12 protein-coding genes are annotated in these 14,734 nt (G+C 52.3%); 8 read left to right on the forward strand and 4 right to left on the reverse strand.

Translation table 11 applies throughout. The annotated features are described in order from the left end of the window. Positions 1–124 precede the first annotated feature (124 nt). From H6F80_RS30900 to H6F80_RS21105, 6 genes are all read left to right on the forward strand, one after another. The gene (locus tag H6F80_RS30900) at positions 125–217 is read left to right on the forward strand and encodes a DUF2805 domain-containing protein (protein ID WP_347277908.1); all 93 of its coding nucleotides are present in this window, start codon (positions 125–127) and stop codon (positions 215–217) included. Between the two features lie 67 nt (positions 218–284). Next, complete coding sequence (locus tag H6F80_RS21085; protein WP_190793491.1) at positions 285–800, forward strand: hypothetical protein; 516 nt, start codon at positions 285–287, stop codon at positions 798–800. Positions 801–1,038: 238 nt separating this feature from the next. Then, a complete protein-coding gene (locus tag H6F80_RS21090) occupies positions 1,039–2,682 on the forward strand; it encodes a RecQ family ATP-dependent DNA helicase (RefSeq protein WP_190793492.1) in 1,644 nt (547 codons plus the stop codon). A gap of 211 nt (positions 2,683–2,893) precedes the next feature. Next, on the forward strand, positions 2,894–4,315 hold the full coding sequence (pds, locus tag H6F80_RS21095; protein ID WP_190793493.1) for a 15-cis-phytoene desaturase: 1,422 nt from the start codon (positions 2,894–2,896) through the stop codon (positions 4,313–4,315). Between the two features lie 141 nt (positions 4,316–4,456). Continuing rightward, positions 4,457–5,386: a 15-cis-phytoene synthase CrtB gene (gene crtB, locus H6F80_RS21100; protein WP_190793494.1), complete on the forward strand. Its 930-nt coding sequence runs from the start codon at positions 4,457–4,459 to the stop codon at positions 5,384–5,386. A gap of 91 nt (positions 5,387–5,477) precedes the next feature. Next, positions 5,478–5,888: an EamA family transporter gene (locus H6F80_RS21105; protein WP_190793495.1), complete on the forward strand. Its 411-nt coding sequence runs from the start codon at positions 5,478–5,480 to the stop codon at positions 5,886–5,888. A gap of 58 nt (positions 5,889–5,946) precedes the next feature. On the opposite strand, the gene H6F80_RS21110 is transcribed toward H6F80_RS21105, so the two are convergent. Then, the gene (locus H6F80_RS21110; RefSeq protein WP_190793496.1) at positions 5,947–6,324 is read right to left on the reverse strand and encodes a DUF2237 family protein; all 378 of its coding nucleotides are present in this window, start codon (positions 6,322–6,324) and stop codon (positions 5,947–5,949) included. Positions 6,325–6,530: 206 nt separating this feature from the next. On the opposite strand from H6F80_RS21110, the gene H6F80_RS21115 reads away from it, so the two are divergent. Continuing rightward, on the forward strand, positions 6,531–8,222 hold the full coding sequence (locus H6F80_RS21115) for a glycosyltransferase family 39 protein (RefSeq protein WP_199296724.1): 1,692 nt from the start codon (positions 6,531–6,533) through the stop codon (positions 8,220–8,222). A 272-nt stretch (positions 8,223–8,494) separates the two neighbouring features. Here the strand turns inward: H6F80_RS21115 and H6F80_RS21120 are convergent, their stop codons facing one another. After that, positions 8,495–9,778: an aminotransferase class I/II-fold pyridoxal phosphate-dependent enzyme gene (locus H6F80_RS21120; RefSeq protein WP_190793497.1), complete on the reverse strand. Its 1,284-nt coding sequence runs from the start codon at positions 9,776–9,778 to the stop codon at positions 8,495–8,497. Between the two features lie 314 nt (positions 9,779–10,092). Continuing rightward, entirely contained in the window at positions 10,093–11,265 is a 1,173-nt protein-coding gene (locus tag H6F80_RS21125) for an aromatic ring-hydroxylating dioxygenase subunit alpha (protein WP_190793498.1), read from the reverse strand. Positions 11,266–11,731: 466 nt separating this feature from the next. Here H6F80_RS21125 and H6F80_RS21130 point away from each other — a divergent pair, with 466 nt between their 5' ends. After that, positions 11,732–13,420, forward strand: a complete 1,689-nt coding sequence (locus tag H6F80_RS21130; protein WP_190793499.1) for a GH3 auxin-responsive promoter family protein — start codon at positions 11,732–11,734, stop codon at positions 13,418–13,420. 6 nt (positions 13,421–13,426) lie between these two features. Here the strand turns inward: H6F80_RS21130 and H6F80_RS21135 are convergent, their stop codons facing one another. Continuing rightward, positions 13,427–14,635: an MFS transporter gene (locus tag H6F80_RS21135; RefSeq protein WP_199296725.1), complete on the reverse strand. Its 1,209-nt coding sequence runs from the start codon at positions 14,633–14,635 to the stop codon at positions 13,427–13,429. Between the last annotated feature and the right edge of the window lie 99 nt (positions 14,636–14,734).

Raw genomic sequence — 14,734 nt, forward strand, 5'->3', positions numbered from 1 at the left:
TGACCTGGCTGCGGGTGAGGCTGCTCCTGTTGCAGTCACCGCTCCCGCTATCCACGGTTAAGCTCTCGCTGCTTAGCAATCAAGGCACTCTCCTCAAGGAGGGTGTCTTTTTGGTTTATAGATGATGTGGTGCAAGCGCGTGAGTAGACGCAAAACCAAACATGCTCAACAGCGATCGTTTATGGTGGAACGGTTTAAATCTGATAACCAGAAATAGAATAAGCAGTACAAAACCAGTACAAAGAGGGCTAGGATAGAACCCTGAACATCCTGCTTACATGCTTATGAACGGAATCACGCGCCGCCTCTCTGTATCGGAACTCAGCGAGCAAATTCTCGAAATGGCAAAGACGGGCGTGTATCGAGAATCCGTGTTTGAGGCTCTGCGTCCTTGCGCGACCAAGCAGCAGGTTCGGACAGCCATCGCTCACGCAAAGCGGTTTGGGCTGAATTCTGTAGCCAATCTGCGCGATCGTGAACTGGGCACTTACTATCAGCTCGATCTGGTGAAGTATCAGGCAAACCAGCATTTGCTGCACGCTTCGGAATATTTAGGCAAAGATGCCGATTTGCTAAAGCGGGTGACCGAGGCTCAGCAAGCTGCGCGACGAATGTTAGCTTACGCCAGAGGATTAGCGATCGTCCTGGGGTTGGCAAGTTTGAGCTGCGCTATTTTAGGGAAACCGCAAATCGGTTTGATGCTGTTCAGCAGTACGATCGCGACTGGAATATTGTGGGCACTCCAGCGAGCGACTCTTCCCTGTGAAGAGAGCCTGAAGACGGCTGATCTCTCCAAGTAACGATATGTGCTGTGGTTGAGTTTCGCTATCTTACGACTACGCTCATCCGAAAACTCAAATCACTCGATGTGCAACTTCTTTAAATCCCTGGTGGGGTGATTGTCATGCCCATCCAAATTGGGTTGCCAGGACACCGATCCGATAAAACATCCAGAGATTTCTATGGCTGTATGTCGCGTGAAATTTCCTGTTTTCAGTGATGCGTCAAATTTTAAATGGCAATGGCAGTAGATAGCACATGGGCAGGAAAAAGCTGAATCTTGGGGAACTGAATTCGATCGCGCAGCAGCGTTTTGGTTACGACAAGCTGAAACCTGGTCAGGAAATGGCAATTCAGGCAGTTTTAGACGGACACGACACGCTGGCAGTTATGCCTACCGGAGCGGGAAAGTCTGCAATTTATCAGCTTGCTGCCTCAGTAATGCCCAGAGCGACAGTGGTCGTATCGCCCTTAATTGCGCTCCAGCGGGATCAGATGCAGTCGATCGCCCAGCAGGATGTGGGAGCCGCAGCAGTGGTTAACTCAGCCGTGAAGCCATCCGATCGCCAAGAAGCATTTGAGAACTTTAAGCAGGGCGACCTGGAATTTCTGTTTTTGGCTCCAGAACAGTTTAACAATCCCGAAACGCTAGAGCAGCTTCAGGCAGCACAGCCGTCGCTGTTTGTGGTAGACGAAGCGCACTGCATGAGTTCCTGGGGACATGACTTTCGCCCGGACTATTTGCGGCTGGGAACGGTAATCGAGGCACTGGGGCATCCACGCGTTCTCGCACTAACGGCAACGGCTGCGCCTCCAGTACGGGAAGAAATTATGCAGCGACTCGGCATGAAGAATCCGGCAGTAATTGTGCGTGGGTTCGATCGCCCCAATTTGTATTTAGACGTGCGTCGGTTCGACGATGAGGCAGAAAAACAGGACGCGCTCATCAGTTGTGTTCGGCAGGCAGCGAAGCCAGGAATTGTCTATGCGGCAACCCGCAAGCACACTGAGGAAATTGCCCAGAAGCTTCAGGAAGTTGGGCTGCGATCGAGTTTTTATCATGCCGGAATGAAATCGAGCGATCGAACTCAGACCGAAGCCGCATTTATGCAAGACGAAATTGACGTTTTAGTCGCAACAACTGCCTTTGGCATGGGCATGGATAAGCCAAACGTGCGGTTTGTGTTTCATGCCAATATTAGTGATTCGATCGACTCCTACTACCAAGAAATCGGACGGGCAGGACGAGATGGCGACCCCGCAGAAATTATCCTGTTCTACAATCCTGATGATTTGAGGCTGCGCCGATTTTTTGCAAGCGGTGGACATTTAGAAACCGAAGAGGTGAAGCAGGTTGCAGAAATACTTCAGGAGCAGGATGAACCCGTTACCCCTAAGGAACTCCAGGAGCAAACCGAGCTATCTCAGGGCAAGCTAAAAACAGCTCTCAGTCACCTCAACGCAGTAGGCGCAGTTAAAACTCTGCCAACAGGAGAAGTGGCGGTCAGTGAGGAAGTAGAAGACTTGGAAGTTGCAGCCGCAGCCGCCGTTGAGGGGCAGGAAAGACAGCGACAGTTCGAGAAATCGCGCCTAGAAATGATGCGAAGCTATGCTGAAGTGCAGGATTGTCGGCGGGAATATTTGCTCAACTATTTTGGCGAGGAGTACCAGAAGCCCTGCGACAACTGCGACAACTGCAAGAACGGAGTGATTATCGAGGACTCGGACCGTCAGCCTTATCCGGTTAACAGTCAGGTCGTGCATAAATCTTGGGGTGTGGGTACGGTGATGCGCTACGAGGGCGATAAAGTAGTCGTTTTGTTCGATCGCGTAGGCTATAAAACGTTGGGCGTTGAAATTGCCGTGCTGCGGCGGCTGCTCGTTCGGTTAGACAAGTCTTAGCGTCATTCGTTATTGGTCATTCGTGATTAGGTATTCATCCTTGGTACTTATCATTAGTACTCATTACAGGACAAGAGCCTGATAACCTGTGACGATCGCACTCTGCATTGATTTCAGATTTCCTTCAGGATTCGCTCCGCTGCCCGCTAAACGTAACATTCTGCAACGTATAATAATGAGGCAGTGAGTACTCCAAAGGGTAGAGCGTTCAATGCGTGTTGCGATCGCAGGAGCAGGGCTAGCAGGTTTGGCTTGTGCCAAATACCTGGTGGATGCAGGTCATACGCCCATCGTGTTTGAAAGTCGGGATGTGCTGGGTGGATTGGTTGCCGCCTGGAAAGATGAAGACGGCGACTGGTACGAAACTGGACTGCACATCTTTTTCGGTGCATATCCCAATATGTTGCAGCTATTAAAGGAGCTGGGCATCGAAGACCGACTTCAGTGGAAAGAGCATTCACTGATTATGAATCAGCCGGATAATCCGGGAGTGTATTCTCGCTTCGACTTCCCTGATATTCCAGCTCCCTGGAACGGCATTACCGCCATCCTCCGCAACAACGATATGCTGACTTGGGAGGAAAAGATCAAGTTTGCGATCGGCTTAGTTCCCGTGATGCTGCGCGGTCAGACATACGTCGAGGAAATGGACAAATATTCCTGGACTGAATGGCTGCAAAAGCACAAGATTCCAGAGCGGGTGAACGAAGAGATTTTTATCGCGATGTCTAAGTCGCTAAACTTTATCGGACCCGATGAGATTTCTTCTACGATCATTCTCACAGCAATGAATCGCTTTTTGCAGGAGCGGTACGGCTCAAAAATGGCGTTTCTGGACGGTTCGCCAACCGAGCGGCTTTGTCAGCCCATGGTAGACTACATCACCGAACGGGGCGGTCAGGTCTTGCTCAAGAAGCCCTTGAAGGAGATTCGCCTCAATGCCGACGGCACGGTAAAGGATTTTCTGATTCGCGGACTGGAAGGTGCATCCGATGAAGTTGTGACTGCCGATGCCTATGTGTCTGCAATGTCGGTAGATGTGCTAAAAGCCCTGCTGCCGCAGCCGTGGAGGTCTGTAGACTACTTCAAACAGCTCGATGGACTGGAAGGTGTACCCGTGATCAACCTGCATTTGTGGTTCGATCGCAAGCTGACCGATATCGATAACTTGCTGTTTTCGCGCTCTTCGCTGCTTAGCGTTTATGCCGATATGAGCAACACCTGCCGCGAATACGAGAATCCCGATCGCTCGATGCTGGAACTGGTACTGGCTCCGGCAAAGGACTGGATCGACAAATCAGACGAAGAAATCGTAGCGGCAACAATGGCAGAGCTACATCGACTCTTCCCTGATCACTTTGGTACAGAAGATTCTGCCAGACTGCTGAAATCGAGGGTCGTGAAAACGCCGCGATCGGTTTATAAGTCAACTCCCGGACGGCAGGAATATCGCCCGGATCAGGCAACCCCAATTGCAAACTTTTTCCTGTCGGGCAGTTATACAATGCAGCGATACCTTGCCAGTATGGAAGGAGCAGTATTATCTGGTAAACTGACGGCTCAAGCGATTGTCGATCGACAGTCTGAACTGGAGCAAACTGCAGCAAAATTAGAGCTTACTGCTTCTGTTTAAGCACCCTGGCAGCAGATAGCGAACAAATCCTCGCAAATTTCCCAAACTGCCGCCAATTTTGTTGCACCTCCGTAGGAGAATAGCTGATAGCTGATCGCTCCGAAGTTCCTGCGCCGAAGTCAACCCTCAGCTTGCGATGTAATGCTGCAACTGCCTGAATCTCCCCGTGTTACTGCCCTAACTCCTCTAGAGGTCTCCTACGAAATCTGTCGTCGGATTACGGCAGAGTATTCCAAAACGTTCTACCTCGGTACTCTGCTGATGCCTGAGGCAAAGCGCCACGCAATCTGGGCAATTTATGTCTGGTGTCGGCGCACCGACGAACTGGTCGATGGTCCTCGTGCGGCGTTAACCACCGAGGAGACGCTGGATCACTGGGAGCGCAATCTAGAAACTCTGTTTACCGGACAGCCGCTCGAAGATGTAGATGTGGCTCTGGTCGATACGCTCGATCGCTTTCCGATTCCGATTCAGCCCTTTCGCGACATGATCGCCGGCCAGCGAATGGATCTGTATCGATCGCGCTATGAAACCTTTGAAGAACTAGAGCTTTACTGCTATCGGGTAGCAGGCACCGTTGGCTTGATGACGACCCCGGTAATGGGAGTTGATACTCGTCACGGAACTGCTCCCTGGGATCAGGGCAAACCGCAGCATAATCCTACACCTCAGGCAGTCGCACTGGGCATTGCGAACCAGTTGACGAATATTCTTCGGGACGTAGGAGAAGATGCCCGTCGGGGACGAATCTATCTGCCGCTGGAAGACCTGGAGCAATTTAACTACAGCGAAAAAGACTTGTTTAACTTCGTTGTGGACGATCGCTGGCGTGCCCTGATGAAATACGAAATTCAGCGTGCCCGCAAGTTTTTTGCCGAAGCTGAATCGGGAATTAGTCAACTCAGCCCTGATGCTCGATTCCCAGTATGGTCTGCCCTGATGCTGTATCGCGGGATTTTGAATGCGATCGAGCGAAATCAGTATGATGTGTTTCGCAAGCGGGCTTATGTACCAGGGTGGCAAAAGATGCTGTACCTGCCCATCTCGAAGCTGAAGGCAGAAGTGCTATAGCGGTGCTTGCGCTAGGGTAAGAAAGTTCTTTGTGGATCAGGCTAATTCAATCAAATGGATGAATTGCCTGACCTGGAGTAATTCAAAACCTATGAAAGAGTGGATTTTACCCACGACCGCCGCCATTTTTCTGTGGGGATTTTGGGGTTTTTTGCCCAAGCTGACAACCCGCTATCTAGCACCCAGCAGCGCGATTATCTTTGAAGTCGCGGGTGGTTTGCTACTGGGTGCAATCACCCTCGCAGGACTTCAGTTTCGCCCACAGCTTCACCCGTTAGGTATTCCTTTGGCAATGATGACCGGGCTGCTCGGTGCAGGAGGGGCATTTTGCTTCCTCCAGGCAGTCGTGCATGGACCCGTAACGCTGGTTGCGACCCTATCTGCCCTTTATCCGGCAGTGACGCTCGGCTTAGCCCATTTCTTTTTGCATGAGGCGATTACCTTTCGGCAAGCCGTTGGCATTGGGCTGGCATTACTGTCGGTGATTTTGGTTGCTGCCTGAGCACTGCCCTGGCTTAGACCTTTAATTTTTAATTAAGGATTTACTAATTATCAAAGGACTAAACGGCTTCTGGATCGATCGCGTGCTGCTTTAGTTCGTTCAGCGACACGTATTCCAGTGCAGAAGCATGGGTTGAGGCAAGCACCACGGGCGGCGCAACGCCTGCATCCAGGGCTTCTTTCCAGCGCGAGGCACACAGGCACCAGCGATCGCCCGGCTTCAGTCCGGGAAAGTTAAACATCGGCATTGGCGTAGACAGGTCATTGCCGCGAGATTGGGTGTACTGCAAGAACTCTGCTGTCACTTGAGCGCAAACCACATGCGCCCCCACATCGCCTGCTCCAGTGCTGCACATGCCGTCGCGGTAGTATCCGGTTATGGGGGAAGTGCAGCAGAGTTGCAGTGGAGTTCCCAATACGTTGCTTGCGTTTGCCATGATGAGTTCCAAAGTTTTTCTATTTCTTACAGTTTATAGAAACTGAAAAGTAGTGCGAAGCAGTTCCCCTTTGAAGTCACTGAGCGATCGCATCAGCGTTAAGGGAAAAGAACTCGCCAATTTTCAAACATTCTCTAAACCGTATCGCAACCGATCGCGTCAGGAAGCCGGCAACCGTGCGCCTAAAAGAGTTCAGTACCAGCAAAGTGAATTCAGCCCTGCTGCTGACGCTAATTCTGCTGTTGGGCTTGGGGCTACGCTTCTGGAACCTTGATGCGAAACCGCTCTGGCTGGATGAAGTGCTGACTGCCCTATTTACGATGGGCAAAAGTTCGGCAGATGTGCCGTTGAATGTCTTTTTTTCGCTGACGGATCTGGAGCAGATTTTTTCGTTTCGATCGGGGGTGTCCTGTCCGCAGATTACTCAAACCCTGGTGCACGAATCGGTGCATCCACCGCTGTTCTTTTGCCTGATTTATCACTGGCTAGCCTGGCTTCAGCCCAATTCGAGCAACTGGGTCTGGGCAATTCGATCGCTGCCTGCCCTATTTGGAGTGGGATCGATCGCCGCACTTTACTGGCTAAATCGAGTCGCGTTTTCGCCTGCGGCTGCCTGGTTTGGGGCTGCGCTAATGGCAGTTTCGCCGTTCGCGGTTTACCTGTCGCAGGAAGCTCGTCACTACACGCTGCCCATGCTGCTCATCACGCTGGCTCTGGTGATGCTGGTCAAGATTCAGCAGTCGCCCCGTACCTTTACACCCTGGCTTTGGATAAGCTGGACGGGAATTAACCTGATCGGGCTGTACGTTCACTATTTTTGTTTGCTTGCGCTGATTGCCCAGATTGGAACGATCGCCCTCTGGATGTTCTGGCAGCGACGCGAGATTCTGCGCCGTCACTGGGTAGGGTTGGGGTCAGGCATTCTTGCGCTGGGGGCGGGCTATCTGCCCTGGTTTCCGATCTTTCTCAGTCACCTGAGTCGTCCCGAAACCGACTGGCTCATTCCCTACAAGCCAGATTGGACTGATCGGATCGCGCCGCTGTATCAAACGCTGGTAGGCTGGCTGCTGATGGTGATTGCCCTGCCGATCGAGGAACAGCCAGACTCGATCGTTTACTTTTTCGGCAGTATTGGGTTAATTTTTGCCCTCTGGCTAGGATGGCAAATTGTGAAAGGAATTCGACGGCAATGGCGAAATCAGCTTGTTCGTCCGCCGCTGCTGCTGCTGAGTGGATTTGTCGGCTTTGTGCTGCTGGAATTTTTTGCGATCGTCTATCTGCTCGACAAGGATCTGACCATTGTTCCCCGCTATAACTTCGTTTACTATCCGGCGATGGGTGCGTTATTAGGAGCCGTTTTAATTGGTGGGCAAGATCAGAGAGACAAGACTTCAAATCGCGCTACACCGATCGTTCTACTCATTGTTGGGCTGCTTAGCAGTTTACTGGTGGTGAACGGTTTTGCTTTTCAAAAGTCTTACCGTCCGACACGCGTCGCTCAGGACATGGCATTTGAACCAGACCAATCGCTGGTGGCTATGGTTAGCTATCGATCGCCGCAGGAAATTGCCTTGGGACTCAGCTTTGCCCTGGAACTTCGCAAGCAGTTTCCGCCCGATCTAGTCAATGACCGCGTGAGATTTGCCTTTGTCGATCGGACTCAGGGATACAGTCAGGTTTGGCGCACCCTGCCCCAGCTTGCTCAGCCCTTGCCGATGCCGCTCAATCTCTGGGTCGTTGCGTCTCCCGGAATGCGAACCAAAGATTATCCGTCTCGCCTGCGGTTGTCTAATCCGGCAACTCCCAATCGCAAAGCTCTTTGTCCCGTTGATCCAGAAGAATTTCATCGGGTTGGCTTTCCTTATCAGCTTTTTCGCTGTCGCTCGCGTCAGGAATAAAATTCTGTTTGGCTTACATTCGATCGCCTGACGATCGCCTGATAAACGAACTGAGCTAGATGCTCTCCCTCAAACTAACCTACAGCAGGGATAGATCCTAACAACGCAAATACTGCAAACCCCAGAAATTAGTAAGGGCAGGGATTAACCCCGCCCTAGTAAAAGACGAAATATGATTACATCGTTTGATCTGTGTTGATGCGACTAGGCTGCTTAGAAAGCAACGATTCGATGCCTAAAGCTAAGGGTAGGCAGTACCAACCCTAAGGAGCTTACGCGCTGATCGTCGTCTTATAAAGCGCCTCACGCACTGCCATCATCGCTGCCACCAGCTTGTCAATTTCTTCGCGGGTGTGCAGAGCATTGGCAGTAATTCGCAAACGCGGCTTGGCGATGAACCAGATCGGCGATACCCAAATGCCATGTTCATACATGAGCTGCCGGGCGAAGTGCTTCGGGTTAATGTCAGTCGGCAGCACCACGGGAACGACGTTGGTTTCGCCGATCGCCTCAAAGTCATGCTCGACCAGTCTTGCCCGCAGATAGCTCGTATTCTCGTGGAGCCGCTTCACCAGAGCCGGATTTTGGCGCACCTGACGAATGCTTTCTAGTGCTGCTGCTGTTGTTGGAGCGGGAAGGGAAATTGTACCGATCGAAGTCGGCGAAACATTCAGAAGTGGCTTCAGCTCAGCACTGTGAGTGCTGATAGCGGCTCCAGCAGACGCAGCGAACTTCGAGAAGGTGGTCATAATCAGCGGATTCACCCCTTTGTCGATCGCGTGCTGGGGCAAAATGCCGAAGTAATCGTAAATGCCGCCACCGTGATCGCCCAGTGCGCCGCTGGCATGAGCCTCATCCATCACTAGAACACTGTCCTCATAATTCGCGAGGATGTCGATCATTTCCGGCAGGGGAGCAATGTCGCCGTCCATTGAGAAGACCGCATCGGAAACGACCATAATGCGATCGTCTGGGCGAGCATGCCGCTGCAATTTCCGTGCCAGATCTGCCATATCGCAGTGACGGTACGCCCGCACCCGTACTCTGGGGCTGTGGCCAAACATTTTGCCCGATCGGGTTCCGGCGTTTGCCAGGGCGGAAACGATGCAGCCGTGGTTGAGAATGTCAGTCATGATCAGGGTTTCGCGGGTGTTTTGGAACCCCGGAACCGGAATCGCCAGATGACAGAAGGCATCCATTAACGCCTGCATTGCCATCCACGCATTTAGGAAAAGCTGCGTATGGGGCAGATGCTTGAAGGCAGAAATTTCGTCTTCGAGCTGCCGATGCAGGTCAATTCGACCGCTTAGCACCGAGCAAGAGCTGTTTGACGTGCCGTATTGGAGAACCGCATCGATCGCCGCCTGCTGCACAGCCTTGTTTTGAACCAGTCCCAGTACATCGTTGGTGCAGAAGGTCAGGACGGTACGGCGAATGCCTGTTGCCGCCTCTTCGATTTCAACTAGATTCCCCGCTTTGCTGCCGTGACAGATGTATTCATCAGGGTCTAGACCACTTTCATACCAGCGTTGAACGTATTCCTTAACAACTCGCACAGTTAACTCCCCTCACCTCAATTCGTTGTTGTGAATGCATGTCCTTGAGTTCAGTTGAGATTCGCTGAACCCGATCGAACCTTGTGTTTCAAGTTCAACCCTGGCAGGAAGCGGGATTGACTGATTCATAATACTGACACGTATCCTTGACCGATCGATCAATCGAAAAGTTGCCTCTGCCCATCGCTCCTGCGCTTTAATCAACCTTCTTTGGCTTAAAGAAAGTTTATAGTCAAAAGTGCCACTAATTAAACGTTTGTAGAGCGGCGGTTGGTACAGTTGCAAGACAGGCACAGTTCGCTTAAACCTCGCTGCTAATACGTCACCGTAGGTGCGGGCTGTGCCGCAGGGGTGGAATTCGCCTCCTGCAAAGCTCCTGAAACCGCTCCAGACTCTCCAGCCTGGGACAGGCGTTCAGCCTCCAGGCGCGATTCCTCCGATTGTTGGATGAATTGCTCATATTGACGGACGATCACGCGCTGAAGCGCAATGATTGCCGGATTAATTTCGACATAGCGACGCTGCGAATTCAGCCGATAGTTGCGCTGCTCGCTTTCCATCATCTCCACGTCCTGCTCTAGAAACTGCATAAACAGGAAACGACGTACAAGCGGCACTGCTACAGGCTTAAGCGATCGCAATAACCATTTCGGCAGCCTGACCAGCGGCAAACAGAGCATCGAAAACGATCGGGTCTCAGTTGGACTCACCGGAAGCCGCATCAAATACAGCGACGACACCCCTTCCATCGTGCTGTGGTAGTGGGGATATTGATACTGAATCGTCACCACTCGCTGGGTCACGCCATCGCTGTCGGCACTGAGCCCCAAAAACTTCGACAAAAAGCCGCGATAAGAAACACGATACTGTGCCTCGATCGAGCCTTCCGATTCGCGCAGCTTTAGCAAAACGGGATCAAACCAGCCTTGCAGATTGCGATGCAAAAAGCCGTGGAACACATCCATCGTGTTTTCGTTGCAGATCGAGAAGTGTGCCTGAAACCGTCCCGTAATCGGAATGATCAAGCAGTTGGGATCGTCGTATTCGGGCACTTCGGGCAGCGATCGTTCGGTTGCCAGTACCGGGTTGCCCGGAAAAACCCAGACGATGCCGTACTTCTCTTGAGCGGGATAGCTGCGTGCCTGGGCACAGGGCAATTTTTGACCCTTCGGCAAATAGGGAATGTTGACGCAATCTCCCTGGGGGCTAAACTCCCACCCGTGATAGGGACAGACCAAGCGATCGCCCGTCACCTCGCCTTGGTGCAGCTCAATTCCTTTGTGCGGACAGGCATCTTCCAGGGCATAAACCTGACCCTCTGCATCCCGATAAACGGCGATCGGCTGCTGCCACACCCGCACCGGAATGACCCGACTCCGCTCCAGTTCATGCGACCAGGCAACCGGATACCAGTGGTTGGGATTGATACCAACCTCACGAATTTTGTTTTGAACCGTCTGACCTTTCAGCGTTGTCGCCAGTTCCATGAGCGTACCCTACACCATGAGCAACAGGGGATCGGACGAGATGACCCACTTAGACTGAGTAGAATTACTTGTCTTTTTAGCCCCTTCGGATGGATTGTGAACCATTTTTGAAGCGGATGCAAGTCATCATCATACTGATCGGTATGACGAGTCGATCGACTGATAGGTTTCTGGCCGGTTTCTAAGGGATGCAACCTGGAGCGAAATCGTTCGTCTCATGGGGTTAATGGTTCACGGGTTAATGCAAGAGAATTAGGGGGAATCATCGGGGATTTAAACACACCCTAAGCGGGCGGATCGGGAAGTCGTAACGGTTCACGCATCTTCTTCAGACTCCCGGATTTTCTAGACTCGATCGCCTCGGGCTTCAGAATCACCTTACAGCAGTGTCAAACAGCATCATTGTAAAATCTGGTTCTCCAGCCCACCCTAAAACAGACTGCAAACAACGCGAAAGACAAACTGAATGAATACCCTCGTTTTGCCCTTGCTCAAAGCCTACGGTGCAGCCGCTAAAGCCAAGCTAATTCATCAGGCGCGTGACCCGATCGCCGCACAAGATACCTATCTGCAAACGCTCCTGCGCGTGCAGCAGGACACAGAACTGGGGCAAAAGTTTGGGCTGGGGGAGGTGCGATCGATCGATGAGTTTCGCGATCGCGTGCCGATTTGGTCGTATGAGGACTATGAGCCGTTGATGCAGCGCATCGCTAATGGGGAACCAAATGTGCTGACCGCTGACCCGGTGGTGTATATCAACCTGACGAGCGGCACCACGGGCAAGCAGAAAATGGTTCCGGTGACGCGGCGATTTCAGCGATCGTTGGGCAAAGCAAACGCGGCGAGTTTTGGGTTTATTTTTGAGGCAATCGAGGAACAGCGCAGACAGAACAAGCCTCCGGTGCATTTTGGCAAACTGCTGTCTACTAATTCAGTGAAGCTTCAGGGGCGCACTGCCGCAGGCATTCCCTACGGTCCCGTAACAGTGGGCAGCTATCGAATGAATCGCCGACTGTGTGAGCTGGCATTTGTTCAGCCGTTTGCGGCAATGGAAGTTGGCGATAGCCTCAGCCGTCACTATGCTTGTATTCTGTTTGCGCTGGCGAATCCGCAGGTGCGGGGAATGTCATCGAATTTTCCCATGTCGATTTTGCGAATCTGCCGCATTCTGGAGGAGAACGCTGAAAGCCTGATCGAGGACATTGCCAAAGGCACGATTGCTCCCTGGCTGGAGCTTGCACCAGAGATTCGATCGAATTTAGAGAAACGCTGGCGATCGAATCCAGAACGTGCTGAAGAACTGCGATCGATTCTGCGATCCGAAGGCAGACTCACGCCCAGAGCGGTCTGGTCAAAGTTCTCGTTTATCGGCACGGCGAGAGGCGGCACATCGGACTTCTACTTTGAGCGATTTCCCCAATACTTTGGTGATACACCTGTGTTTGGTAGCGTGTATGGAACAGCCGAAGGCACGTTTGCGGTCTATACCCGTTTCAACCAGGATGGTGCGGTGCTGGCACTTGACAGCGGCTTCTATGAATTCATTCCCTCCGATCAATGGGAGGCGGCAGAACCGAAAACGCTGCTGGCTTCTGAGTTGAAGGTGGGCGAATATTACCGAATTCTAGTCACTAGCTATAGCGGCGTGTATCGCTACGACATTGGCGATGTGATTCAGGTGGTGGGTTTTCTGGAAGATACGCCCATGATTGTGTTTCGGCATCGGCGCGGCGGGCTACTTTCTTCTACAACTGAGAAAACCACGGAATTTCATGTGGCGCAAACGCTGCAACTGCTTCAGCAAGAGTTTGGTTTGACGCTGGATGATTTTTGCGTGACGCTATCCGATTGCGAGTTTCCGGCTCGCTATTTGCTCAATATCGAACTGGCTCCGGGTCAAACACTGGCTCAGGCGCAGGAATTTTTGCATCACTTCGATCGCCTTTTAGGAAAATTTAACCATCCCTACGCGACAGTGCGATCGGCTGAGGTTCCGCCCCCGTTCCTTCGAATTTTGGCTCCGGGGAGTTTTGCGATCGTGCGGCAGCGGCAGTTATTGCGGGGAGCATCGGATACGACGCTAAAGGTTCCGCATTTGAGTGAGGATCGGCAGTTTCTGGCGGGTTTAGTGGTGATCGAGGAGGTTCAGTGGTAGGGGTTATTATTTCACTGGAATATCTGATTTAGAGCGACTCATGAGCACCCAAAATCCGCCCATTATCAAAGCAACGATCGCCGCTGCATAAAACACGCTCACGACACCACTTTGCTGAATCACCACACCATAGAGCGTTGGAGAAAGAAACTGTCCTAAAAAGTTTGTCCCGGTGGCGATCGCTAAAATGCTGGACTGAAGTTCAAGCGGAGCCAGGGTTGCCAGAGCTGCATAATGGCTGGGAACGGCAATCCCCAAGCCTGCGCCAAACAGAAACGCAAGGGGAATGAAAAGGGAATATGCTTGAGCCTGCGGGATAAGCACAGCAGCAAGGGCAAGCAGTCCTAAGCCGAGCGGAATCGCGGCAACTATGCCAAAGCGACGATGCAGCCGACTGACCACAAGGGCAGAACTCAAGGCTGCTCCAATCGCCTGAGATGCCAGTACCAGGGCGTTATCAATCGTGCTTGTGCCGAGCGTGGTGGTCAGGTGCAGCGGCAGATAAATCACAGCAGCGAAAGCGGTGGCGGCGGTAATACCCAGCGTCAGCAACAGACGTAGAACTTGGGGCTGGCGGAGCAGCACTTGCGCCAGATTTTTTTGTTGAGCGGCTTTGGCTGCCCTTGGCGCGACTTTGCCCTCGCGTAGAAACAGCAGCGCAAGCAGCGCAAGTGGAACCCCTAAACCGTATAGATAGAAAGCAGACCGCCAGTTTTGCGCTCCCGTCCAGCCGGACATCAGTGGGTAGACAATGTTTGCCAGCGTTAGCGCAGTCGAAGCGTAAGCAATTGCCCGCGATCGCGCCTGTTCATCGGGATACATCTGTGCCAGCAGTCCCAGGCTGGCGGCGGCAATGCCTCCTGTAGCGGCTCCCAGCAGGGCGCGAGTGGTCAACATCGGCAAAAAGCTGGTCGTCCAGGCTCCCGCAATCCCAGCGATCGAAAATGCCAGCAGTGACCCGATCAGCACTCTGGTTCGTCCCAGGCGATCGGCAAGAATTCCCAGTACCGGACTGCATAGTGCCACCGTCAGATAATGGGCACTCACAAGATAGCCTGCGAGGGTTTTGCTGAGGGCAAGCTGCTGTACAATTTGCGGCAAAACAGGCGCAATCACCGCTCCGGGCATGACGGCTAACGATCCAGCAGTCAGCAAAACAATCAGCCGGTAGTGACGCTGAATCCAGCCTAGAGAAAAGGGGTTTACGTTCGTCATGCCAGAAGGAATGGGAGAGTCGTTGTCAGATTGTCAGAACTGTTTCCCGGCAAGCGGGAGAACACTGCTGCGATTATGACGAGTTTTTTTTAAATGTGC

It is taken from the genome of Leptolyngbya sp. FACHB-711, assembly GCF_014695615.1.
In the GTDB taxonomy this organism is placed as follows: domain Bacteria; phylum Cyanobacteriota; class Cyanobacteriia; order Elainellales; family Elainellaceae; genus Leptolyngbya_A.

Bases quoted from the DNA above. Each gene is read 5' to 3' on its own strand.
- H6F80_RS21085 (WP_190793491.1), top strand. From the start codon at position 285: ATGAACGGAATCACGCGCCGCCTCTCTGTATCGGAACTCAGCGAGCAA.
- H6F80_RS21110 (WP_190793496.1), bottom strand. From the start codon at position 6,324: ATGGCAAACGCAAGCAACGTATTGGGAACTCCACTGCAACTCTGCTGC.
- H6F80_RS21130 (WP_190793499.1), top strand. From the start codon at position 11,732: ATGAATACCCTCGTTTTGCCCTTGCTCAAAGCCTACGGTGCAGCCGCT.
- H6F80_RS30900 (WP_347277908.1), top strand. From the start codon at position 125: ATGTGGTGCAAGCGCGTGAGTAGACGCAAAACCAAACATGCTCAACAG.
- H6F80_RS21090 (WP_190793492.1), top strand. From the start codon at position 1,039: ATGGGCAGGAAAAAGCTGAATCTTGGGGAACTGAATTCGATCGCGCAG.
- H6F80_RS21105 (WP_190793495.1), top strand. From the start codon at position 5,478: ATGAAAGAGTGGATTTTACCCACGACCGCCGCCATTTTTCTGTGGGGA.
- crtB (WP_190793494.1), top strand. From the start codon at position 4,457: ATGCTGCAACTGCCTGAATCTCCCCGTGTTACTGCCCTAACTCCTCTA.
- H6F80_RS21135 (WP_199296725.1), bottom strand. From the start codon at position 14,635: ATGACGAACGTAAACCCCTTTTCTCTAGGCTGGATTCAGCGTCACTAC.
- H6F80_RS21125 (WP_190793498.1), bottom strand. From the start codon at position 11,265: ATGGAACTGGCGACAACGCTGAAAGGTCAGACGGTTCAAAACAAAATT.
- pds (WP_190793493.1), top strand. From the start codon at position 2,894: ATGCGTGTTGCGATCGCAGGAGCAGGGCTAGCAGGTTTGGCTTGTGCC.